Genomic DNA, 24,000 nt, shown 5'->3' with positions numbered 1-24,000 from the left:
ACATGAAGGAGGCGGTCAGTATGCAAGCACCGGTTACGGCGAAAACGCCAAACCTGAGTACACAGAGGCAAAAGCCGCTATGGCGGCGGTTTTTATCGCAATGGCAAGTGCAGCTGATGATCTTTCCGGCTTTGGTTTTTATACTTATCTTCCATTATGTTCCGATGTACGGCGTGTTGATGGCATTCCAGGATTACAGCCTATTTAAAGGGTTTTTCGGCAGCCCGTGGGCGGGCTTCAAGCATTTTGAGATGTTTTTCCATTCGCCTGATTTTTTCCGCGTCATCCGCAACACGATCATTATCAGCTTGCTGAAGCTGGTCATTAATTTTCCGGCTCCGATACTGCTCGCGCTTATGCTGAACGAAGTGCGAAATATGGCGTTCAAAAGGATTATCCAAACGATCAGCTATTTGCCTCATTTCTTGTCTTGGGTTATTGTATCGGGCTTTACGATTTCGATCCTTTCCGTGGATAACGGCAGCTTGAACATCGGGCTGCAGGAGCTGGGGCTGATCGACAAGCCGATTAATTTCCTGTCGCTGCCCGAATATTTCTGGGGCATTATCGTGACGACGAACTTGTGGAAGGAAATCGGCTTTGCGACGATCGTATATTTGGCGGCCATCGCAGGCGTTAATCCGAGCTTATACGAAGCTGCATCCATAGATGGAGCGAGCAAGCTTAAGCAAATATTTTTGATAACGCTTCCTTCGATTATGCCGGTCATTATTATCTTCCTCATTCTCAATATCGGCAGCCTCTTGAACGCGGGCTTCGACGACCTGCTGCTGCTCGGGCGGAGCGCCATGCTGCGTGACGTGGCGGAGGTTATCGATACTTACGCTTACCGAATCGGCATTATTAATAACCGCTTCTCTTATGCGGCTGCGGTCGGCTTATTCAAAGCGATAATAAGCGTCGGCTTGCTGACCATGGCTAATTATCTCGCCAGACGTGCGGGTACAAGCCTATGGTAGGGCAGCGCAGGAAGGCCAATTTGCGGAAAAGTGGTGAAGCCTAGTGAAGCTGAGCAGCGGCGATAAAGCGTTGCAAACGTTGATTTATATGTTCCTTGTGCTGCTAGGGCTGGCGACGCTGTATCCCTTTTGGAACTCGGCGGTTATTTCATTCAACGAGGGGTTGGATACGGCAAAAGGCGGCATAACGGTTTGGCCGAGATCGTTTACGCTCGATAATTACAATATCGTCTTCCGAAACGAGCGGATCCTGGATGCATTTCTCATTTCGGTATCCCGGACGGTTGCCGGAACGGCCATCTCCATTTTTTTTACAGCGATCTTCGCTTACGGCTTGTCCGTCAAAGGAGTGATCGGGAAAAAATATTATATGATCTTTGCCATCATCACGATGTATTTCAGCGGCGGCTTGATTCCGTTTTACTTGCTGAACCGAGAGCTTGGCATGATGGACACGTTCTGGGTGATGGTCATTCCGACAGCGGTAAGCGTGTGGAACATGATCATATTCCGCACCTTCTTCATGGGGCTGCCCGACGGGCTGGAGGAATCCGCGAAGATTGACGGAGCCAGCACGTTCGGAATCTTTTTCAAAATCGTGCTTCCTTTATCCGGTCCGGTCCTTGCCACGCTCTCCTTGTTCACGGCAGTCTACCACTGGAATGACTGGTTCACCGCGACGATCTTCATTAACGATGCCAAGCTGTATCCGATTCAGACTTTTCTCCAGCAGATTATGAATGCCAATACGATGAGCGAGCAGCTATCGATCGCATCGCAGGCGAGCGGCGCGGCCTCGGATGCGCTAAGCCGCATGCAGAGCGTTACGAGCAAATCGCTGACCATGGCTACGATGATGGTGGCGACGATACCAATCGTTCTCGTGTACCCGTTCGTCCAGCGTTTCTTCGTGAAAGGCGTAATGATCGGCTCCTTGAAGGAGTAATCTCGGTATTCGGCCCTGCTGCCAAGGCGCGGGGCTTGAGTATATATGAAAAATTGGGAGGCGTACGATTATGCAAGGAAAAAAGCTGCTCACCGCGCTGATGGCCGTCGGCCTTGCCGGCACTGTGCTGCTTGCGGGCTGCTCCGGCAATAACGGCGGGAATACCGGCAACGCAGGCAATATAGCAGGCAAAGACGCCAATAAAGCGGATACGGGTGATGGGTTTGTTCTAGGAGAAACACCGGTATCCTTCTCTTATTATGTACATTACGACTGGTGGACGACTGAGCCGTGGGGAGCTAACCCGAACAGCAAGTGGGTGCAGGACAATCTAAAGGTGACGGTAGAGCCGATTCAATCAGGAGGCGCAGCGGCGCAGAAGCTTAGTACGATGATTGCATCCAAAGAGCTTCCAGGCGCGATTATGATGGACCGCGGTCCCGAGGTTGAGCGTTTGCGGGCAGCGGGTGCGCTTGTTCCGCTTGATGACTATATCGATAAATACCCGAATTTGAAAAAATGGGCAGGCGAAGAAACGTTAAACATGCTGCGCTCGAGCGACGGTAAAATCTATCAGTTCCCGAACTGGTATACGGCAGAGCCTACGGGCAACGGCGGCTGGTTCGTCAATAAGAAGATTTATGCGGAGCTTGGCTCTCCAAAGCTTGAAACAACCGATGACTTGTACGCGTACTTGCAGCAGGTGAAATCGAAATATCCTGACGTCGTGCCTTTAGAAGTTGGCGGCAACGCTTCGGGCGTCGAAGTGATGTTCCCAAGCTTCCAAGAGGGGGCAGCCGGCGCATTCCATGCGATGAAGGCTTATCCGAACGGCGATAAATTCGATACGATCTACAATAACGAAGCATGGAAAGAAACGATGCTGTACGCGAGCAAGCTGTTTAGGGAAGGCTTGATGACGCAGGATGCGATGACGCAGAAGGACGATCAAGTGAAAGAGAAGCTGGCTGCGGGCAGAGTCGCCGTGTTTGTCGGCGGCAACGCGACGAATATGGGGCGCGAAGGGCATAATGCGCTGAAAGCGCAGGATCCGGCGGCCGGCTACGCGTTCATTTGGCCGATTGCGAAGTCCGGCTTGGACAAATATAAAGTGTATCCAAACGGCTATAACGCGCTTGGCTGGAACGTCAACGTCATTACGACCAGCGCCAAAAATCCGGAAGCGATCTTCGCTTATCTGGATTGGATGACGGGCGAGGAAGGCACGCGCGTCATGTTTTTCGGACCGCAGGGCCTGTACTGGGACGATTACGATGCGGATGGCGCGCCGATTCCGAACGACAAGTGGTTCAGCACGCCGCAGGAGGAGAAAGACAAGGATAAGCTGGAAGCTTACGTATGGGCGGGCAACGCGACCTTTGTCGATACGAGCAAGCAGAAGATCGAACAGACGCTGCCGGAAGAGCAGCGCAACTGGGGCTCATTGGCACAGCTGAACATCGCCTGGAAAACATCGCAAAACATGACGCAGTACAACAATATTGATCCGGCTCCAGAGACGGATGAGGGGATTATCAACCAACAGGTCGGCGAAATGACCAATGAGTATTTCGGTAAAATCCTCTTCGCGAAGGATGATGCGGAGGTGCTCAAGCTCATCGAGGAAGCGAAGAAGACAACGACCGATCTCGGCTTCGACAAGGTTAACGAGTTCCGCACGGCGAGATGGCAGGAAAACCTGGCATTGATTAACGGAAAATAAGCAGGGCCGGTTCGGCTGGCTCATTCAAGAAAAGGCTGCTTTGTTGCGGATTTATCCGCAGCGGAGCAGTTTTTTTATTTTCATACGCGGGGTCGGCGAAAATGGGGCTTAGTTGAACGGGACTGCATATGCCACCTCGCAATTTAAACATATTTCAACTTAATCGAATGAAGAAGGGAGATGGATTCAGAATAATGCTCGAGTTGATAAATGGAGGACCTCCATTTATTCGACAAAAACCGCGTTTTCCACAATGGATTTCTCACTTTTATATGGACTAGTCGCAAAATGCGAATTTAAACTAATTTATATACAAGTAATTAAGTTTAAATTTGTTGTTTACAAAAGATCAGGTCGATTATATAATCTATTTGAAAATGTAAGCGTGTTCAAAAAGTTGAAAAGGTTGAAAGGGGATGAATCGAGGGATGGGAGATGGGGAATGAGAAATGAGAAAAAAGGCACAGAACCAAACGCAAGTGGCGGGAATGTAGATGGGAAGGCAAAGTTGGACGGTGCGATCGAAGGCAACTCAGCGCAATATTTGAAAAGACAATGTGGAGAGTGGGCAACTAGGTTCACTCTCCGCTTGGTGTAAGCCGTGCCTTGCGAGGCCGGCAATGAATGACAGACAATCATGCGATTCTAGAGATTTGAACAAAGGAGTGTTACAGGTATGCGAAGAAAACGAAAGCTTTCGATGGCATTATCGCTTTTACTATCGCTAGTTATGGTGTTCGGGATGCTCGGAGATGCGGTTGCCGTGCTTGCCAGCGAGGAGCCCTCTGTACAGATTGAAGGGCTGACAGACGATGAACCTGTGTCCGAGCTGGAACAAACAGCCCAAACAGCCGGATCAACAAGCGTATTCGGGCTTAATGCGGTACACCCAAGCAGCTTGGGAGACTTGAACGAAGATTTTAAAGTCGTGTTGGATGACTATAATGATGCCTCTGCAAGCAATTACAATCTTAATCCGAGCGTTGGCTCAATTTCCTTTGTCGAATCCCCGTTTGGCCAAGGGCTGGGCAAAGCGATGCAATTTTCATATAGCCTAAGCCAAGGATATAACGGCGTTATCCATCGAAGAGATGTTGGCGGCCTGCCGCTGAACGGCGTGTGGAAAGGACTGTCCGCAATCGAGCTTTGGGTGCAGCTCCCTGCTCCGGCTCAGAGTCCTATTCTACAACTGAACATTGGCGATGCGTGGCCGGGTACCTCCTACGAGGTTGACCTGAAGAAGCATGCGGGTTTCGACAGCGGCAGCGCAAGCCCGCAGCATTTGGTCATTCCCATTGATCAATTTTTGCTAAAAGGAGGTGCCGCCAAGCTCCCGAGTACGGAAAATGTCATTTCGTTTTCGATGTATTTGGGCGGTTCTGGAACGGGCAACGCCTTCATTGACGAGGTGAAGCTGATTTTTGCGGAAGAGGTCGCAATAGATGAGTTTGATGTCTATGCCGATGATGAGGCTTTGTCCGCAGTTTGGGCATCCAATTCGTCCGGCGGAATGAATGCGAAGACGCTCGTCGCATCCGCTTCCGCTGACGGAGGCAAAGCAATGAGTTTCGCGTATGACGCGGCCGCGTTCAACAGCGCAGGTTATACCGGCGCGGTTAAGTCGGTTGCCGGACAAGACTGGACGGGCACCGGCGCCATTGGATTGTGGTTTACCGGCGACGGGCTGGGCCAGGATGTTTTGCTGCAGATTACGAGCGGAGCTAATGCATCCATGGAAGCGCATTTGAATGACCTCGGCAGCTTCAATCCTGAGTCAACGGAGCCGCAATATTTGATCATTCCGCTAACAGCGTTCAAACCGAAAGCTGAAGGCATGGTCTTGGAACTGAAGACAGTGACAGGGTTTGGCTTATACGTGAACAAAACGTCTGAGCTGTCGGCGTCCTCCAGCCTGCTGCTGGACCATCTCGTGCGCTATGTACCTGCTGGATCTAAACCGGTAGGGAGCGATGAGGTTGTTTTTACCAGCACGAGCCTGACGGCGCAAGGAAGCGATAGCCTGCTGAAGGTATTGAATGCGCACGCTGACGTCAGTGATGGCGGGCAGTTGGTTGGCGTCTCATTCGAGAGCAGCAACCCAGCTATTCTAGCGAATGCAGAAGGCTACGCGTATAAAGGTGTTTTTCACTCTTCCGGAAACGTGCGCATAAAGCTGAAATCGGTGCTTGCGCAAATAAACGGTGCGGTGAAAGAGATAGCTATCGATGGCGAAATAACAATAGAAGTATCTAATCTGGAAGCTTCCGTCGATGTTCTGGCTTATTTGAATCAGCTATCGGGCAATGGGCTGTTAACGGCCATGCACAACAAAGAGCCGAATACGAATCCGCGCGAATCTACCGACAGGATTCTCAGCTCGACGGGGGTAACACCGGCCATTTGGAGCGGAGATTTTCTGTACCAGGCCCGTGACGTGGCAGCTAGGCAGACGATGATCGATGAAGCGATACGCCAGTGGAACGACGGCTCGCTCGTCAATATGATGCTGCATGTAGCTCCGCCAAATCGGACAGTTGAGCAGGAGAAGGCCGGCAGCAAATGGGATGATCGTGCAGCAGTCGCCAATCAGGATGGCGTGCAGTCCTATCTGAGCGAAGCGCAGTGGCAAAGCCTCCTAACAGACGGCGGAGAGCTGAATGTAAACTGGAAGAAAAGGCTGGATGAATATTACCGGTACTTGGTACAGCTGAAGAATGCCGGCGTTACCGTCATGTTCCGTCCTTTCCATGAAATGAATCAGCATGTGTTCTGGTGGGCGGGCAATCCTTCTTATACGAAAGCGCTCTACCGATTGACGCATGATTACCTGGTCGACGGGAAGGGTTTGGACAACCTGATCTGGGTGTGGGACGTACAGGATCTACCGGCTGGCTACGGAGATGCTTACGGCTATGACGCAACAGACTGGTCCGCCTTCGACCCAGGCGCGGACTATTGGGATGTTTTTGCGCTTGATGTGTACGATGCGGCAGGTTATACCCAGTCTAATTACGACAAGGCGGTTGCTGCAGCCGGCGGCAAGCCGATGGCGATCGGCGAGTGCTGGGTTCTTCCGACGCAGGCAGAGCTTGCGCAGCAGCCCAAATGGGTATTCGCCATGCCTTGGGCAGGCGATACATTCAATGAAAATTCGGCGGATGCTATCAAAGCCTTTTATCAAAGCAATCTAGCAATTGGGGATACACCGAGATTTCAGACGCGCAGGGTCGGAACATCGGACATCGAGAATTTCGAAGGATACGCAAGCCAGGCTGCTTTGACAGCTGAATACGAGCGTGATTCAGGCGGAGGCAGCAACACGGTGGCTTTGCAGACATCGCCTTTTAGCGGAGGGGGCGCGAATGGGCTGAGCATGGCGTATAACACAAGCAGCGCTTCGGGCTACTCCGGAACGCTCCGCAGCTTGAATATGGACATCACTGGAGCGAAAACAATCAAGATGTGGTTCAAGGGCAATGGAAACAGCGGTCAGACGGTGCTCGTGCGGCTTAAGTCCGGAGCAGCCGGCAGCTGGTTCGAATTCGATCTGCTTGATCTGCGAAGCTATGACGCCACTTCGAAGCAAGCGCAGTATTTGGAAATACCGATTGAGGCGTTTAAACCGCTTGAAAAAGGGACTGAGCTAGACTTGGCAAGCATCAGCGGACTAGGCTTCTATGTCAAAAAGCTGGGCGGCGAGCATCGCAGCGGAACGCTGCTGTTCGACAGCGTTTCTTATTCAACGCTTGCGCCCGCAAAAGAAGCTCCGCGCTTTAAGGTAGCTTTCCAAGATACAGATTGGACAGCTTCAGGCAATGATACGCTTATTTCATTGTTGAAGAAAAATACGACGGTCACTTCGCTTGTTCCGGGCAATGCCGGCGATTCGCACTCGATTTTCCAAGTGCTGTATACGAGCAGCAGCGACGATATTCTAAGGAATGACGGGTTATTCTCCTCGAAGGGCGTATTCCGGTCAGAGGGGGAAGTCGATGTAGTGATCAAGCAGGTGACCATCTACTCCGGCAATAAGCAATATGTAATGGACGTGAATCAGGCAGTCAGCATAGACGTCGGCAAGATTGCGGAGCCTGTCAATATATTGGCCTATTTGAAGGCTTTGACTGGAAAGGGGACGCTGTCGGCCATGCACAACAAAGAGCCGAACGAGAGGCCGCGTATAACGACCGACCGCATCATGGAAACGACGGGAGTTACGCCAGCGATCTGGAGCGGCGACTTTCTTTTCCTCAGGGATGATGTAGCGAACCGGCAAAAAATGATCGATGAGGCAATCCGGCAATGGAATGACGGAGCGCTCATCAACCTGATGTTCCATGTAACTTCTCCGGTGCGGACGGTTGCCGAGGAGAAAGAGGGCGCGGATTGGTCGGGGAGCAGCAATGCGGTTCAAACGAATCTGACAGCTGCCGAGTGGGAAAGCCTGCTTACGGATGGCGGAGAGCTGAACAGCAATTGGAAGCTTCGGCTGAACGAATACGCAGCGTACTTGCAGCAGCTTGAGGATGCGGGTGTCGTACCGATGATACGCCCTTTCCATGAAATGAATCAGCACGCTTTCTGGTGGGCGGGAATACCGGAGAATACCGCTGCGCTCTATCGCTTAACCAAGGATTATTTGGTCAACGAGAAAGGGCTCGACAATTTGATCTGGATGTGGAACGTTCAGGATTTCGACAACCGCCTGAACTGGAACGACTATAATCCGGGCAACGAGTATTGGGATGTTTTGACGCTGGATGCCTACACCAACGGGCTGGGAAGCAAAGGCGACCAATATTACGCCCAGATGAGGCAATATGCTGCAGATGCAGGCGGGAGTAACGGTCCGAAGCCAATCGGCATTGGCGAGAGCTTCAAGCTGCTGAATGCGGCTGGTATCGCAAAGTATAGCGACTACGTGATGATGATGCCTTGGGCGGACGATGCCTGGGTATATAACACCGATGAGGAGCTCCGCGGCTTTTACAAAAACACGCTGTCTATTCTGGATACGCCCGTTTTTGCTTCCACGGTTGATGGCGGAAGCGGCGCCTTTACAGAAACGTTTACTTTCGATTTGGTTACCGAGGTACAGAACTGGGGGCAGAATGTGAAAGGCGTCGTCATCGATATGGGGACGGAGATGAACGCGTCGGATCTTGATACAAATACGTTTGAGGTGAGTGCGAAGCATACGACAAGCTCAGGCACGACGGCGTTTGACGGCTTGCGCACGATTGCGAAGGCTTATGTCAACAACAGCGGCCAGATGACAGGAACAGGTACTGAAACCGGTCGGTATGCCATACTGGAATTCAAAATGGGCCGTGACCTCGCGGAAGCCTCCACTACCGCATGGGATAGCGTCAATCGGCTGACGACGCTGCTGACGCTGGATTATACGGTCAAGCAGAAGTCCGCATTCGGCACTAAGCTGGCCTACAACAGCAGCTACATGTTTAAGGATCAGATTAATTTGATCGTAGATGAATTTGCGCAAGGCACTTATAGCGATGACAACGGCGAGCATGCCTATAATCTGTTCACCCCGAAGGCCAAGCAGGCTGGCGAAAAATATCCTTTGGTCGTATGGCTGCACGGCAATGGCGAGAGAGGCTCCGTCGGCGAGATGCCGCTCCTATCCAGCAAAGGGGCGATTGCGTTCGCCGAGCCTGCTGCCCAAGCAGCCTATGGCGGCATGTACGTATTGGCGCCGCAGTTCAGCGCTGCCCACGGCGCCAGCGACGATATTGTCGATGGAGCGAATGCGCTTGTGAAAAAGCTGATTGCAAGCGACAGCCAAATTGACCCGTCACGGATCTATTTGCTTGGCGGATCTGCAGGCGGTACAAGGGTTTGGAAAATGCTGCTGCAAGAGCCAGGCTTATATGCTGCCGCGGTTCCGATCTGCAGCACAACTACAGTACCGGGCAATTTGGATTTATCTGCAGGAGACTATGACAAGCTGACGAAGATTCCATTGTGGCTGTTCCATGCCGCTAATGACGGCACGATCGGCGCGGCCAACAGCCGAAAGGCTTATGAAGAGCTGTCCAACCGCCAAGCGAATGTGAAGTATACCGAGTTCGCGAACATGGTGTACAATGGCGTCACTTATGACGGCCATCATTCATGGGTGCCGGTACTGGACAATTATTATGACGAAACATACGGCATCAAGACGTTCGATTGGCTGTTCGCGCAGTCGCTGGAAGGCGAGGCAGGCGATTACCGCATGGTTCTGGATGATTTCTCCTCCTACGCCAGCAGTGCAGAGCTTGCAAATGCGTATGCCCGCAACACGAATGGCGGTGCCAATACGGTTGAACTGGTGAAGTCGCCGTTTGGGGAAAGCATGAACAATGCGATGGCATTCACTTATTCGTTAACGAATGGCTATTCCGGCCGCTCGCATCCGGTGAATGGGTACTGGCCGGGCCTGAAGGCTATTGAGCTGTGGATTCAGAACGACGCTTTGGGGCAGGATATTTTGCTTCAATTGTCGGATGGCGCGTCCTACGAGCTTCATCTGAATCAGTTCGCAGGCTTTGACGCAGCATCTACAGCACCGCAGCATCTCACCATTCCGATTGAGGCATTCAAGCGGAAAGAGGGCAGCGGCTCGCTGAACACGAAAGGCATCGTTAGCTTTGCCCTCTATGTGAATCAGGTAGCAGGAGGGGCAGGCGGCAAGCTGACGCTTGACGAGATCAGTCTCGTATTTGATCAAAAGCCGGATCTCCCTGAAATTGCTTTTGAATCGAATAATGTGCAGGCGGATGGAGTCGGAAATCTGATTTCCCTGTTGAACAACAATGCTTCCGTGCCAGACGGGGGCAAAATCGTACAGGTTAGTTACGCTTCGACGAACGAAGCCGTACTGCCTAACCGATCCGGATTTGTTCCGAAAGGTGACTTTCTCAGCGAGGGCAGCACAAGCGTTATGCTCAAGCAGGCTAAGCTTTATTTGGATGGAACAACGTACACGATCGATGTTAACGCCGAGCTGCAAATAAACGTAAGCAAGCTGCCGCAAGCGGTGGATGTCGTTCAATATTTGAAGGATTTGACCGGCAAAGGTATGCTGTCTGCCATGCATCATGACCAGTCCTATGCGAATCCGGGCAGCAACGACGTGCTGCATCAGAGAGTAGCGAATGAATTCGGTGTTTATCCAGCGCTGTACAGCGCGGACTTCCTGACAGGCGGGACGGTGCAGTACCGCCAGAATATGATTAATGAGGTTATTCGCCAGTGGAACAACGGGAATCTGGTTCAGATTATGTTCCATGTATCTCCTCCGCAATATACGGTGCAGCAGGAGTCCGAGGGCAACTGGGGCGGAGACCAGGCACATGAAACGATGCCAAGTCCTAACCGCATTTTCAGCTACTTGTATAATGACCAGTGGAAAGAGCTGATGACGGAGGGGACTCCGCTCAATACGAACTGGAAACTTCGGATGGATGAATACGCGAAGTATTTGCAGCAGTTGGAGGACGCAGGCGTCACGATTATGCTGCGGCCATTCCATGAGATGAACCAGCATGTGTTCTGGTGGGGCGGACGCCCGGGCGAAGAGGGCAGTGCGCAGCTATATCGCATGTTCCACGATTACATGGAAAAGGAAAAGGGCCTCTCCAACATTGTTTGGGTATGGAACATTCAGGATTTGCCGGATAATTACGGCTTTGCCGACGGAGATGCCAAGTTCGACCGCTATGAGGGAATTGACGGCGGGCTTGCGGAGTATGATGCGAATGATTGGAGCAGCTTTAGTCCAGGCAAACAGTATTACGATGTTCTCTCCGTTGATTTCTATGATGTTGGCGGGTATGCCACGCGTTATTATGAGCAGGCGAAGCGGATCGCCGATGCCGACGGCAAGCCGCTGATCATAGGAGAAACTTTTGTCTTCCCGACGCAGGCGGAGCAATCTGCACAGCCTGACTGGACGATTGCGATGCCATGGGGAGTACGGACGTGGAACTACAATTCGATGGAGGCAATGGCGGAGTTCTATCAGAACAGCATAGGCACCGAAGGCATGCCTCGATTTACGACGCGTGACAATTCGGTAACGCCGGTGGATAGGAGCGAGCTTGAAGAGCAGCTTGCAGAAGCTGCCCTGCTGATTGCGAACGATTATACGTCGAGCACTTGGGAAGCTTTGTCCCATGCTGTTGCTGCGGCGAAGGAAGTGCTAGGAAACACTGGCGCGACGCAGGATGAGGTGAACCATGCGCTTCAAGCGGTGAAGGCCGCCTATGATGGCTTGGTCCGGGCTGGCGGGAGCAGCAGTGGCGGAGGTGCGGCAGTTGATTCGGCTATAAAAGTCGGTATAGGCAGCGAGGCGGTGTCTATTCCTTACAGCCTAATCGAAACACGCGTCGTGCTGACGGTTACCGACAGCAAGCTAAGCTTGCTTCTCGCCAAAGCTTCGGCAGAAGCAAGCTTTGACTTAAGCGCCGTAACGGGTGCAGCCTCTGTGGAGGTAGCGGTCTCTGTATTGCAAAAACTGGCCGAGTCTAAGAAAGGCGCAGCATTTAAGCTGCCGAGCGGGACGGTCAGTCTGGATTTCGCGGCATTGTTAGGTGCTGCGAAGCAAGCGGCAGGTCAGAGTGTGACGATTACACTTGAAGCGGTTAACACAACCAAACTTACGGCTGAACAGCTCAAAGCGGCGGGCAGCAACAAGATATACGATATTTCGATGAGCAGCGGAGGACGCAAAATCACATCTTTCGAGGGTCAGTTGACCATTGCGCTGCCATACGTCCTGAAAAAAGGCGAGTCGGGGGATGGTGTTGCGATTTGGTATTTGGATGAACTGGGGAAACTGTCGAGCGTTCCGGGCCTCTACGATGCAGATTCGCAGACGATTCGCTTCTCAGTAGATCATCTTTCTTATTATGTGGTTGGTTATGATGAGACTGCTGCATGGAGCAATCCTTTCTTAGATGTGAAGAAGGGACAATGGTTCTACGACAGTGTGTCTTATGTCGTGCAAGACGGGTTATTCTCTGGCGTGAACGCCAAAACGTTTGATCCAAAAGGTCAAATGACCCGCGCCATGCTCGTGACGGTGCTTTACCGACTGGCGGGAGAACCGGCTGCTGTCGCTAATCGCTTCACAGACGTTGCTTCCGGCAGCTGGTACGAAACCGCTGCGGCATGGGCCGATGAGCAAGGCATCGTGACCGGATACGGCAACGGCCGGTTCGGACCGCAGGATGCGGTTACGCGCGAGCAGATGGTCGCTATTCTTTATCGCTACGCGACGCTTCGCGGCTACGCGGTTGCGAATATCGCTGAGCATACGGCAGTTGTAGGCGCAGAGCCGCAAACCGCAGAGCATTCCGCATTTGCGGATCTGGCGCAGGTATCCGATTGGGCGCAGGAAGCAATGCGCTGGGCGGTTGAGGCACAGCTGATTACCGGAAAGACCGGCGGCCTGCTGGATCCACAGGGCAAATCGACTCGTGCTGAGGTTGCAGCGCTTCTACATCGGTTTGCTGATCGAATCGTTCAGTAAACGATCCAAACTCGAATAAAGTACTCTGAACAAGCCGTGGGCATTAGCCCGCGGCTTGTTCGCGTCTATTACAGGCTGAATCTTCGTATGATTCTAGCTTCGCCATTATACAATGTGATGTTCAGAGCGAAAGCGTCTTCGAAATGTGTTGAATTTCGTACGGAACCGAAATGGTTTGGGCTTAAATAATGTGTCATCCTGTCCTCAAGTGGTTGCGAGATTAGAAAAAGAGTCATGCTTTGCAAAGTGGATGAGCGATTATATCAAGTGACTAGCTGGGCCTAAATGGCTGCGGCGTTAAACCATAGGAAGGGTTTATAAGGTGTTTTTAGTCTGTTGAGTAGTGATTCGTTAAATTAAATGAAATATTGTAGTTTTTTTATTGAAAAATGTTGAAAAAAGTTCTATTGTTTAAAATAGAGTATGGCAGTTGAAAGGACGGAATCGCAGGACATGAAAAAAATTACGCTGCAATTAATAGCTGATGAGCTGGGCGTGTCCAAAGCGCTCGTATCCAAGGCATTGTCTAATGATCCCGCTGTTAATGAAGTAACCAAGGAAACGATATGGGCAAAAGCGGAGGAAATGGGCTATCGTATGAAATCCTCGCGCAAGACGATTCCTGCTTCACGTACGGGCAATCTTGCGGTGCTGATGCCGCGTGCATATTTGGATGATATGGAGTATTGGGGCAAGGTCATACATGGTATCGAGAAAGAACTGGCTAATCATAGCTTCAGTATGATTCTCTCCAGCATTGATATCTCTTTGTCGCCGAAAGAAGGCCTGCCTTCGAGTATCTATGAGAAAAAGGTGGACGGAGCTATCGTCATGGGCCATCTGCCGGACAGCTATATCGAAGCATTGGCGGCAACTGATTTTCCTTACGTTATGGTTGATGCAAATCTACTGGAGTCATCGATTGACCATGTGCTTGCTAATAACTTTCTTGGCTCTTATCAGGCTACGAACCATTTGCTTGAATCCGGCCATGTAAAGCTGGGCTTCGTTGGCGATGCCGATACATCATGGAGCTTTCGGGAGAGAAGCCGAGGCTTTGAGGAAGCGATTCGGGATTTCAATCGGAAAAACTCAAGCAACGCCACGGCGGTTACGGTCGAAGGCATCGGGGTTAGCGGCACGGGGATGTATGTTGCGGCAGAATTTGCGAAGGTACTTAGCCGATTTGTAAAAGCGGATCAGCCGGTGACCGCACTATTCTGTGCGAATGACCTTACGGCATTCGAATCGCTTAAGCTGCTCAGTGATTGGGGCATTAGCTGCCCAGGGAATATCTCGGTCATCGGCTTTGACGATTTAACGCTGACGGAAATCATGTCTCCGAAACTCACCACAGTACGCGTTCCTAAAGCAGATATCGGCAGCCGTGCTGCCCAAATGATTTTGCGCCGCATCGAGAACCCCGACGTGACGCCTGAGCATGTTCTGCTGTCTACTCAGCTTATCAAACGCGCATCAGTAGGTACGCTGGACAAGGCGCAGCCATAAGCACAAATAGGTGCATACAACCTCTAATGTAACCAGCCTGAACGCCTGTAAGAACCAATGGGTTCTTACAGAGCCGCCGAGAGTCGCCTCGCCAACCAGTATCCCCATGTAGCCTTGCCAACCAGTCTCGCCACCATTATCCCCATGCCGCCGCACCTACCCGAGTCCCCACGAAAAACAGCTGCAAGCGCAAATAGGTGCTTTTACAGCCTCCAAACCAACCAGCCTGAGCGCCTGTAAGAATCTATAAGTTCTTAAAGAGCCGCCGAGAGTCGCTTCGTCACCCAATCTCGCCACCAGTATCCCCACGCCGCCGCACCTACCGTGTTCCCACGAAAAGCAGCTGCAAGCGCAAATAGGTGCTTACAGCTTCCAAACTAACCAGCCTGAGCGCCTGTAAGAACCTATAGGTTCTTAGGGAGCTGCCTAGAGCCGCCGAGCCCTCCTATGCCCCCGCCAAAAGCAACATTTCCATTACCAAATGTTTAAAAATATAATATTTGTTTATTTAAATTTAAATATGTTGAATTATAAGTTTCAGTATGTTAAAATTTCAAATGTAAACGATACCATATTTATTAGGGGGAAGCACAATGAAGAAGCCATTATTGTCTGTTCTAACGCTTATGATGCTCGTTGCTCTATTGGCAGCATGCGGAGGAAACAACAACAAGCCAGCAGAGGCAACGAATGCTCCAGCAAACAACGCAACCAACGAAACGAGCGCAAATAACGAAGGCGGCGCGGAAAGCGACATCAGCGGTACAGTTACGTTCCTGACCAACCGTACGGACATGATCGACAAGGAATATGTAGACTACGCGAAACGTTTCAAAGAAAAATACCCGAACGCGGAAGTGAAATTCGAAGCGGTAACCGACCTCGACAAAACGACGAAAATCCGTATCGCGTCAGGCGAATTCCCGGACGTTGTTCTTATTCCAACGATTCCGAACTCCGAGCTTCCGCAATATTTTGCGCCGCTCGATGATATCGGTCTGAACGACCGAATCTACTTCAAGGATTTCAAAGGACATGACGGCAAAGTATACGGCATCTCCGCAGGCGCTAGCACAACGGGCATCGTGTACAACAAAAAAGCGTTCGCGGACGCAGGCATTACTGAAATTCCAACGACGCTCGATGCTTTCTATGCTGCGGCAGAGAAGCTGAAAGCGAAGGGCATCGTACCGCTTGCATCCAACTTTAAGGATCAATGGACGCTTTATCCATGGGCATCTGAGGTTGCGACATCAATCGCCGGCAATGCCAACCTCAACAACGAGCGCAAAGACACGGACGCGCCTTTTGCAATGGACAATGCTTACGGTCAAGCGATGACCATCATCCGTACCATGTATGAAAAAGGCTACCTGGAGCCGGACGTTAACTCAACGAATTGGGAGCAATCGAAAAAAGATATTGCCAGCGGCAAATTCGCGATGTACATGCTTGGCAACTGGGTTATCCCGCAGGTAGCGGACAGCGGAACGACTTCAGACAACGTCGGATTCTTCCCGCTTCCATATGACAATTCCGGAAAAACCAATGTAGCGCTTGCACCTGACTGGGCGTATGGCGTGAACAAAAACAGCAAAAACCTCGCGACTGCCAAAGCATTCGTGAAATGGATGGTCGAGGATTCCGGCTTTGACGACTTCGCAGGCTTTATCCCGGTATTGAAGGATAAAGAGCCGAAAGTTCCGCAGCTGTCGGAGTTCAACTCCTTCAACCCGACATACATCGAAGCGGTTGCCGACGATGCGGCTGCAACGGACATTGTCAACAAAGCGCAAATTACGAAAGAAGCGATGGTACAGGAGTTCGTATTGTCGAAGGACCCGCAGTCGATTCTAGACAAATACAACGAAAGCTGGGCAAAAGCACGCAAAGCGGTAGCGAAATAATCATATTTCTACTATAGACAGATAAGCAAAGCGGATGATCGGCGATAGCGTCTGGTCATCCCTTTGCACCTATAAGCCCTTTTTGGATGAGAAATGGAGTGGAACGATGAACGCCCTGTCATACAAAGCGCAACGAAAGCTAATTCTGATCAGTTTCCTATCGATCCCGCTTGCCTTGCTTTGTTTATTCACGTATTACCCAGCCGTCAAATTAATTTACTTAAGTTTCACGGACTGGAACGGCATCAGCAAAAGCAGTGAGTGGCTGGGCCTAAGCAATTATAAAGAAATTTTCACGAATTCCGATCTATTCGGCGTATTTATCCATCAAATCCCGTACGTCATCATTGGTGTCATCCAAAATATAATCGCCATCGTGTTCGCGGTTATTCTCAACTCGAAACTTCGTGGAAGAAACGTATTTCGCGTCATGCTGTTTCTTCCCTTTATTATGAACGCCGTAGCAGTCGCTTTCATGTTCCAGTATGTTTTCGATACGACAAACGGTTCGCTTAACAGCTTGCTGGGCATGATCGGGCTATCTTCGCTTCAGCAAAGCTGGCTCGGCGATATGTCGCTTGTTAACTTCTCGCTTGCATCGATCGGCTTCTGGCGGTTTATGGGCTACAACATGGTTATTTATCTGGGCGCGATGCAGTCGATTCCAGGCGATATGTATGAAGCGGCCAAAATTGACGGCTCCAACCGCTTCCAGACGTTATGGTACTTAACCATCCCGAATTTGACCAAAATCATTCAACTTAATATGTTCCTAACGTTAAGCGGAGCGCTTGCCGTATTCGATCTGCCGTTCGTGCTGACAAAGGGCGGACCTGCGGGCGCAAGCGAAACGTTCCTGCTCAAGACGATCGAAACCGCGTTCCAGTTCAACAATTACGGCTTGGCCTCCGCGATGAGCGTCGTGCTGCTGCTATTTACCGTTCTTATTCTTGGCATTCAGAATGCAGTCATCAACCGGAAAGGGGAATAACGAATGCAAGCGAAACGGTTCGATCCCATCCATGTACTGAAATATTTGCTGCTCGTGCTCGCGACCTTCGTCGTATTGTTCCCGCCTTATGTGGTGCTTGTGAATGCTTTCAAGACGGAGAACGAGGGCTCCAGTCCGTTTGCGCTTCCGGAGAGCTTCTTCAACTTCAGCAACTTTGCAACGGTGATCGAGCGCGCCGACATCCTTCAGGCGTTCTCGAATACGTTCGTTATCGTCATCGCATCGCTAGCTGGCAACGTGCTGCTGGGCACCATGGTGGCATATGCGATCGGGCGGATTGAGTTCAAGGGGAAAACGCAAATCCTTGGCGCCTTTCTCGTCGCTACGATTATTCCGACAATTACGACGCAGGTCGTTGTTTTCTCGCTCATTCAATCCATGGGCCTATACAACTCGCTGTACGCCCCTATTCTGCTGTTCATCGGGGCGGATGTGATCCAGATCTACATCTACCTGCAATTTATTAAAAATATTCCATACGAGCTCGATGAGAGCGCGATGATGGATGGGGCCAGCTTATTCCGCATTTATGCGGGCATCATTTTCCCGCTGCTCGGTCCGGCAACGGCCACGCTTATTATTTTGAAAACAATCAACATCTACAACGAGCTCTACATTCCGTTTCTGTATATGCCGAAGCAGGAGCTGGTCGTCGTTTCTACGTCGATCATGCGCTTTGCGGGCAACAACCAAGCGCAGTGGGGCAACATATGCGCGGCAATTCTGATCATCATGATCCCGACGGTGCTGCTTTATTTGTTCCTGCAGAAATATATATTCTCCGGCGTGACAAACGGCGCGGTGAAAGGGTAAGGAGGAAGCGTGATGCAGCGAGACGAGTTATTCGAACCACAGGAGCATTCGCTTCGCCACTGCCAATGGGAGCTGAAGGGCTTCTGGCCGTGGGTGCCGCTAAAAGGAACAAGCATGGAGATCGGCGATGAGCTGCTTGGCGTGACCGATTGGATGCCGGCGACGGTGCCGGGCGGCGTGCATCAGGATTTATTTCGAGCAGGCCTGATCGATAATCCGTACATCGACTTAAACAGCCTCAGCTGCGAGTGGGTCGAGAATCGGTGGTGGGTATACAAAGCAGAGGTCCCGGTTCCGGAGGTGAAAGGCAAACGGCTGGAGCTGCTGTGCAAAGGGCTGGACTACGAGGCGCTTATTTATTGGAACGGAGAGCTGCTTGGCGAGCACAAAGGCATGTACGAGCCGGCGCGTTTTGTTATGACTTCTGAACAAACGCGCGGTCGTCAGTCGGGTGAGCTTATGATCGTGCTAAAGCATGCGCCGGATGAAATGGGGCAAATCGGCAAAACCTCGGACACGTTCACGCAGAAAAGCCGCTTCAACTACAAATGGGATTTCTCGACGCGGCTGGTCAACGTCGGAATCTGGGATGATATTTGCTTCATTGTCAAACAAGCGTATGCAATCGGCGAAACAGCGCTCCATACCGATGTGAAGGATGGCGACGGCCACATCAAGCTTGCCGTCGCGATCGAGGAGATTGTTGAGCAGGTCGATGATTTATGGCTGACTGTCCAGATAACCGACCCGAGCGGTGCCGAAGCGGCGAGCTGCACGCAACAGGTAAGAGATGCCCATAACTTGCAAAAAATAGACATCAGCATCGAACGTCCGCAACTATGGTACCCGAATGGTTACGGTGAGCAGCCTCTATATGAGGTCATGGTTACAGTGCATGGCGAATCGATTATCTATGATCGGCAGCGGCTTCGAGCAGGCATTCGCAGCCTTGCCTATGCACGGAATGAAGAAAGTCCGCAGGACGCTTTGCCTTATACGGTTATTGTCAATGGCATTAAGATCTACTTGAGAGGCGCTAATATTACGCCGCTCGATCACCTGTATGGAAACGTTGGCCGGGAACGTTACGAGTGGCTCGTGCACGCGGTGAAGCATGCGAATATGAATATGCTGCGCATCTGGGGCGGCGGGATTATTGAGAAAAGCATGCTCTACGAGCTTTGCGATCAGCACGGCATTATGATCTGGCAGGAATTCATTCAATCGAGCTCCGGCATAGACAACATACCGTCCAAGCGGCCGGAATTTCTGAGGCTGCTGGAGCGAACAGCCCTGCAAGCGCTGAAGACAAGGCGGAGCCACGTCAGCCTGACCATATGGAGCGGCGGCAATGAGCTGATGAGCGAGCCGAACGTGCCGTCCACGTATGAGGACGAGAATCTCGCCATGCTGAAGCAGCTGGTCCAGCAGCATGACAGCCAGCGGCTGTTTCTGCCGACCTCGGCTTCGGGGCCGGTCCAGTACATTACAGCCGAGAAAGGCATCAGTCATGATGTGCACGGACATTGGAAGTATCAAGGGAATCCGGTGCATTATGAGTTGTACAGCGAGGCAGACCATCTGTTTCACAGCGAGTTTGGCGTCGATGGCCTGAGCGCGGTGAAGAGCATCCGCAAGTTCATCGGCGAGCAGCATCGCAAGCCCGTTTCGATGAAGGAGAGCCTGGTTTGGCGTCATCACGGCGAATGGTGGGATACGTATGACCGCGATACAGAGCTGTTCGGCAAGCTGGCACATTTATCCGCATTCTCGGCTGCCAGCCAGTGGATGCAGGCCGAAGGTCTTCGTTTTATTTTGCAATCGAATCGCCGTAGGGCCTTTCGAAACAGCGGCAGCCTCATCTGGCAGATGAATGAGCCTTGGCCGAATGTCAGCTGCACCAATTTAATCGATTATTACAATGAAGCAAAGATGGCCTACTATTGGGTGCGCGAGGCGTTTGCTCCCAAGCATGCCTGGATTGATTACCGAAAGCTGGATTATTTGCCGGATGAGCAGCTCATTCTGCCCGTGTATGTCATGACAGACGCTAGCGGAGAGACTTGTACCGTTCTTGCACAGGTGCTGGACAGCCGGGGGAATCTCATTCATGAGCAATCGTTCAGCGGGAAGACGCAGCGGAATGCAGCGCTCCAAATCGGTTTTCTTATCGTTCAAGCGCCGCATGTGGAGGATGGATTATTCTATGTGCAGCTGCGCTTCGAGCAAGCAGGAGAGCAGGATCGCGGAGTATATATTTTCTCCACCCGCTCAGGAGCCCTCTATGCAGGTGCGTGGACGGACACCGCTGCGAACCTATCCGCGAAGCTGATCCAGCCATGGCAAACAGCCGACTCTGGTGAAGGACTGCCGGAGGGAGCGCTTCAAAGCAGTTTTATCGTTCGCAACGAAGGACATCAAGCAGCGCTGCATGTCCATGCGGAGGAGAAGAGCGACTGTTATTGGCTGACGGCAAGCGCCAGTCATTTCACGTTGTTTCCCGGCGAGCAGCGCCTCGTCACGGTAACCTGCCGCAGGCGAGCAGAGGAGTTGTTTGCAGAAAGGGCACAGGAGCCGATGGGGACGGAGCTGCAGCTGTTGTTGCCGGATGTGCGATTCTATTCATTTACCGACATGAAAGATTAATCATATAAAGCAGGGATTGATAACTGATGACACAGCAGCCATTTATAAAGCGGGAAGGGTCCAGGCTGATGGAAGGCGCCAAGCCATTCCGCTTCGGCGGCCCTAATATTTATTGGCTTGGCCTTGACGAGAATGTGGGCGGGATCGATTGGCCGACTCCGTTCCGCGTCATTGACGCGCTCGATACAGCGAAGGAGATGGGCGCAACGGTCGTACGCTCGCATACGATGGCGGCCTCTCAAGGCTGCCCAAAGGCCTTGTCGCCTAAGCTTGGCGAATACAATGAGGAAGCCTTCCGCAGAGTTGACTTTGCGATTAAGGAAGCGGGGAGGCGCGGACTGCGGCTCATTATTCCGTTCGTATGCAATTGGAGCTACTATCATGGCGGCCGATCGACGTTTACGGGCTGGAGAGGGCTTGAGGATCCGAATGCCTTCTATACGGACGAAGAAGTCGTACGGGATTTCAAAGCGTATATCTATACGATTGTTAACCGGGTTAATTCGTATACGGGCATTGCCTACAAGGATGACCCGATGATTCTGGCATGGGAGCTTGGCAATGAGCTTAACGATGCCCCGGCTGCTTGGGTAGAGGAGATATGCACGTTCCTGAAACAAATAGCGCCGCGCCACTTAACCGCCCATGGCAAGCAATTCCAGCTCGATGCCGATAAAATAGCGATTCCGAGCTTGGATATTCTTGACGTTCATTATTATCCGGCGAATGCCGAAGAGCTGCTGAGGGATGCGAGAGCGGTGCAGGCTGCCGGCAAGGTTTATATAGCGGGCGAGTACGGCTGGCCGGATTGCGATCTGCAAGCTTTCCTTACTGCTGCAGAAATAGAAGAGGCTGTCTCCGGCACATGCTTCTGGTCTTTGTTCGGCCATCACGACGAAGGCGGGTACGTACAGCATTATGACGGCTTTGCCGTTCATTATCCCGGCTGCGGCATCAACGAGGAGCTGCAGCAGCGTATTCAACAGCTGAGAGAGCATGCATTTCGGATGAGCGGACGATCGCTTCCTGAGACTTCGCTGCCGGATGCTCCGGTCATAACGGCCGCTGCCGCTGCCGTAAAAATTCGCGGAACGGTAGGGGCAGCCTATTATACGATCGAGAAATCTACGGAGGGCGAAGGCGGTCCGTGGCGTATCGTATACGATAAGCAGCCGGTGCAGCATGCCGGGACGTGGATCGATCCGACCCGTATTCATACGAAGGAAGCCTATTACCGGGTCAAGGCGCACAGCTTATCAGGCGAGGCAGGCGTATATTCGAGCGTATATAAGTCCAATCCTTTTTAACAAAGAAGAGGTATTTTGCGATAGATACGAATAGCAGGGCTGTTCCAAAAGGCGAGTGCCTTCTGGAGCAGCCTTATTTAATATATAAGATTTTATATGTTTTCACCTATAAATGTGCTTATGGATCTCCGCGAAACGACTGCTTTTGCCACAGAGGACGGCAACAGCCGTTTACGCTTGTTTGCTTGCTTCTGTTGATTTAATGAAGGAGCCTGTAATGGCTGTTGAGCTTGATGCGCCTGCAGGACATGGGTTCATATTCGATTAAGTTGCGTTCGGGTATAACGTATAACGCGTAGTTGTCTTCCCCATGAAACTGCTGCGGGTATATCCCGCAAGCAAGGATATGAATATTTGATTAAGCTGTCCCGAGTAGCCCTTTCGAGTCATGCCGAACCGCCTTCCAATGAGCGAAAATAAACATAAGATTGCGCATGAGGAGCTAAAGGGAAGGCGAGGAAAACATTGTGGAAGATTCGTTAGAAAAGAAAAAGTCGTTTTGGCTGTTCGCAGCTTGGGCAACAGCCGTGCTTGCGACGGCTGGAAGCTTGTATTTGAGTGAGGTTATGCATTTTGCACCTTGCAGCCTCTGTTGGTTCCAGCGCATCTTTATGTATCCGCTGGCTCTGTTGCTCGGTATCGCTTATTCCAAGGGGGACACGGGCATCGTCTCCTATGCATTGCCGTTAGTTGTAATCGGGGGAGGATTCTCGCTCTACCACACGGTACTGCAGAAGCTACCGCATGATTCGCCGCTAGCTTCGTGCGGACCCGTTTCTTGTCAGGGCGATTATTTGAATTGGTTCGGCTTTATTACGATTCCAATGCTGGCACTTGTCGCTTTTCTTATAATTCTAACGGCGCTGCTGCGCCTGCGCAGCTTGAACCGCGTTTAGCGGCGGCTTAGCCTTGAGCGGATGCCAGCTCAGGCTAGTGGACATGTGCGGCTCCCCATGATATATAAATGGAAGCGAAACAACAGGGAGGAGCAACGATGATGCCATTGCCGCAGTCAGGTGCAGGGGCAACCGAGGCGCATGCAAGGCTGCTAGTAGAAAGCTATAGGAAATGGACGGGGAAAGCGCTTCTGCCGCTTGTCCAGAGCGAGAGCGTGAAGGAGCAGCTATTCGAAGCGTCTATCGTTATCTTGTCTCATGGGACCGAAGCAGATCCGATTCTGAATTACGGGAACCGCCGAGGGCTTGAGCTTTGGGATATGGAATGGGAACGATTCACAAGCACGCCCTCCCGTCTGACGGCAGAGCCGATGGAGCGAGAGGAGCGGGACCGTTTTTTTGAAGCGGTAACGGCAAACGGCTATGTCGACAATTACACCGGCATACGGATATCAAGCTCAGGCCGGCGCTTCTATATCGTGAACGCAACGGTGTGGAATTTGGTTGACGATGCCGGCGCCTATCATGGACAAGCTGCCACGTTCTCGGAATATCAATATTTGTAAGCTTGAATTTGAAGCAGCAAGCGAGCAGTTCTCTAGTAGGTTAACTACGGGGGAGCTGTTTTTGACGAATTGTCAAGCTAAGTGCGACACCTCGTCCATGAAAGCTTCGTGAGCCGACCTCCACCCTAGACATTTACGGGGCCGGTTGTTAATCAAA

The 24,000-nt window shown here is 51.6% G+C and carries 13 protein-coding genes; all 13 read left to right on the top strand.

The features are described from left to right. Window positions 1–20: 20 nt before the first annotated feature. The gene (locus FHS16_RS20410; RefSeq protein WP_183566945.1) at window positions 21–980 is read left to right on the top strand and encodes an ABC transporter permease; all 960 of its coding nucleotides are present in this window, start codon (window positions 21–23) and stop codon (window positions 978–980) included. A gap of 43 nt (window positions 981–1,023) precedes the next feature. Continuing rightward, window positions 1,024–1,926: a carbohydrate ABC transporter permease gene (locus FHS16_RS20405; RefSeq protein WP_312890993.1), complete on the top strand. Its 903-nt coding sequence runs from the start codon at window positions 1,024–1,026 to the stop codon at window positions 1,924–1,926. A 70-nt stretch (window positions 1,927–1,996) separates the two neighbouring features. Beyond that, window positions 1,997–3,649: an extracellular solute-binding protein gene (locus tag FHS16_RS20400; protein WP_183566942.1), complete on the top strand. Its 1,653-nt coding sequence runs from the start codon at window positions 1,997–1,999 to the stop codon at window positions 3,647–3,649. A 442-nt stretch (window positions 3,650–4,091) separates the two neighbouring features. Continuing rightward, window positions 4,092–4,247 carry a hypothetical protein gene (locus FHS16_RS20395; protein WP_183566939.1) on the top strand — a complete coding sequence of 52 codons (156 nt, stop codon included), beginning with the start codon at window positions 4,092–4,094 and terminating at the stop codon, window positions 4,245–4,247. 78 nt (window positions 4,248–4,325) lie between these two features. After that, window positions 4,326–13,187, top strand: a complete 8,862-nt coding sequence (locus FHS16_RS20390) for a glycosyl hydrolase (protein ID WP_183566936.1) — start codon at window positions 4,326–4,328, stop codon at window positions 13,185–13,187. 453 nt (window positions 13,188–13,640) lie between these two features. Continuing rightward, window positions 13,641–14,696: a LacI family DNA-binding transcriptional regulator gene (locus FHS16_RS20385; RefSeq protein WP_183566933.1), complete on the top strand. Its 1,056-nt coding sequence runs from the start codon at window positions 13,641–13,643 to the stop codon at window positions 14,694–14,696. A gap of 593 nt (window positions 14,697–15,289) precedes the next feature. Next, window positions 15,290–16,603 carry an ABC transporter substrate-binding protein gene (locus tag FHS16_RS20380; protein ID WP_183566930.1) on the top strand — a complete coding sequence of 438 codons (1,314 nt, stop codon included), beginning with the start codon at window positions 15,290–15,292 and terminating at the stop codon, window positions 16,601–16,603. A gap of 106 nt (window positions 16,604–16,709) precedes the next feature. After that, window positions 16,710–17,594, top strand: coding sequence for a carbohydrate ABC transporter permease (locus tag FHS16_RS20375; protein ID WP_183566927.1), 885 nt, complete (start codon window positions 16,710–16,712; stop codon window positions 17,592–17,594). Between the two features lie 3 nt (window positions 17,595–17,597). Further along, entirely contained in the window at window positions 17,598–18,428 is an 831-nt protein-coding gene (locus FHS16_RS20370; protein WP_183566924.1) for a carbohydrate ABC transporter permease, read from the top strand. Window positions 18,429–18,440: 12 nt separating this feature from the next. After that, window positions 18,441–21,074 (top strand): glycoside hydrolase family 2 protein, encoded by a 2,634-nt coding sequence (locus tag FHS16_RS20365; protein ID WP_183566921.1) that lies wholly within the window; start codon window positions 18,441–18,443, stop codon window positions 21,072–21,074. Window positions 21,075–21,100: 26 nt separating this feature from the next. Further along, window positions 21,101–22,381, top strand: a complete 1,281-nt coding sequence (locus FHS16_RS20360; RefSeq protein WP_183566918.1) for a glycoside hydrolase 5 family protein — start codon at window positions 21,101–21,103, stop codon at window positions 22,379–22,381. Window positions 22,382–22,848: 467 nt separating this feature from the next. Beyond that, entirely contained in the window at window positions 22,849–23,277 is a 429-nt protein-coding gene (locus tag FHS16_RS20355; protein WP_183566915.1) for a disulfide oxidoreductase, read from the top strand. Window positions 23,278–23,375: 98 nt separating this feature from the next. Further along, the gene (locus tag FHS16_RS20350) at window positions 23,376–23,843 is read left to right on the top strand and encodes an MEKHLA domain-containing protein (protein WP_246431866.1); all 468 of its coding nucleotides are present in this window, start codon (window positions 23,376–23,378) and stop codon (window positions 23,841–23,843) included. The last annotated feature ends 157 nt before the right edge of the window (window positions 23,844–24,000 follow it).

This window comes from Paenibacillus endophyticus (assembly GCF_014192395.1).
Classification (GTDB): domain Bacteria; phylum Bacillota; class Bacilli; order Paenibacillales; family Paenibacillaceae; genus Pristimantibacillus; species Pristimantibacillus endophyticus.
This window is presented reverse-complemented; position numbering and strand designations above follow the sequence as displayed.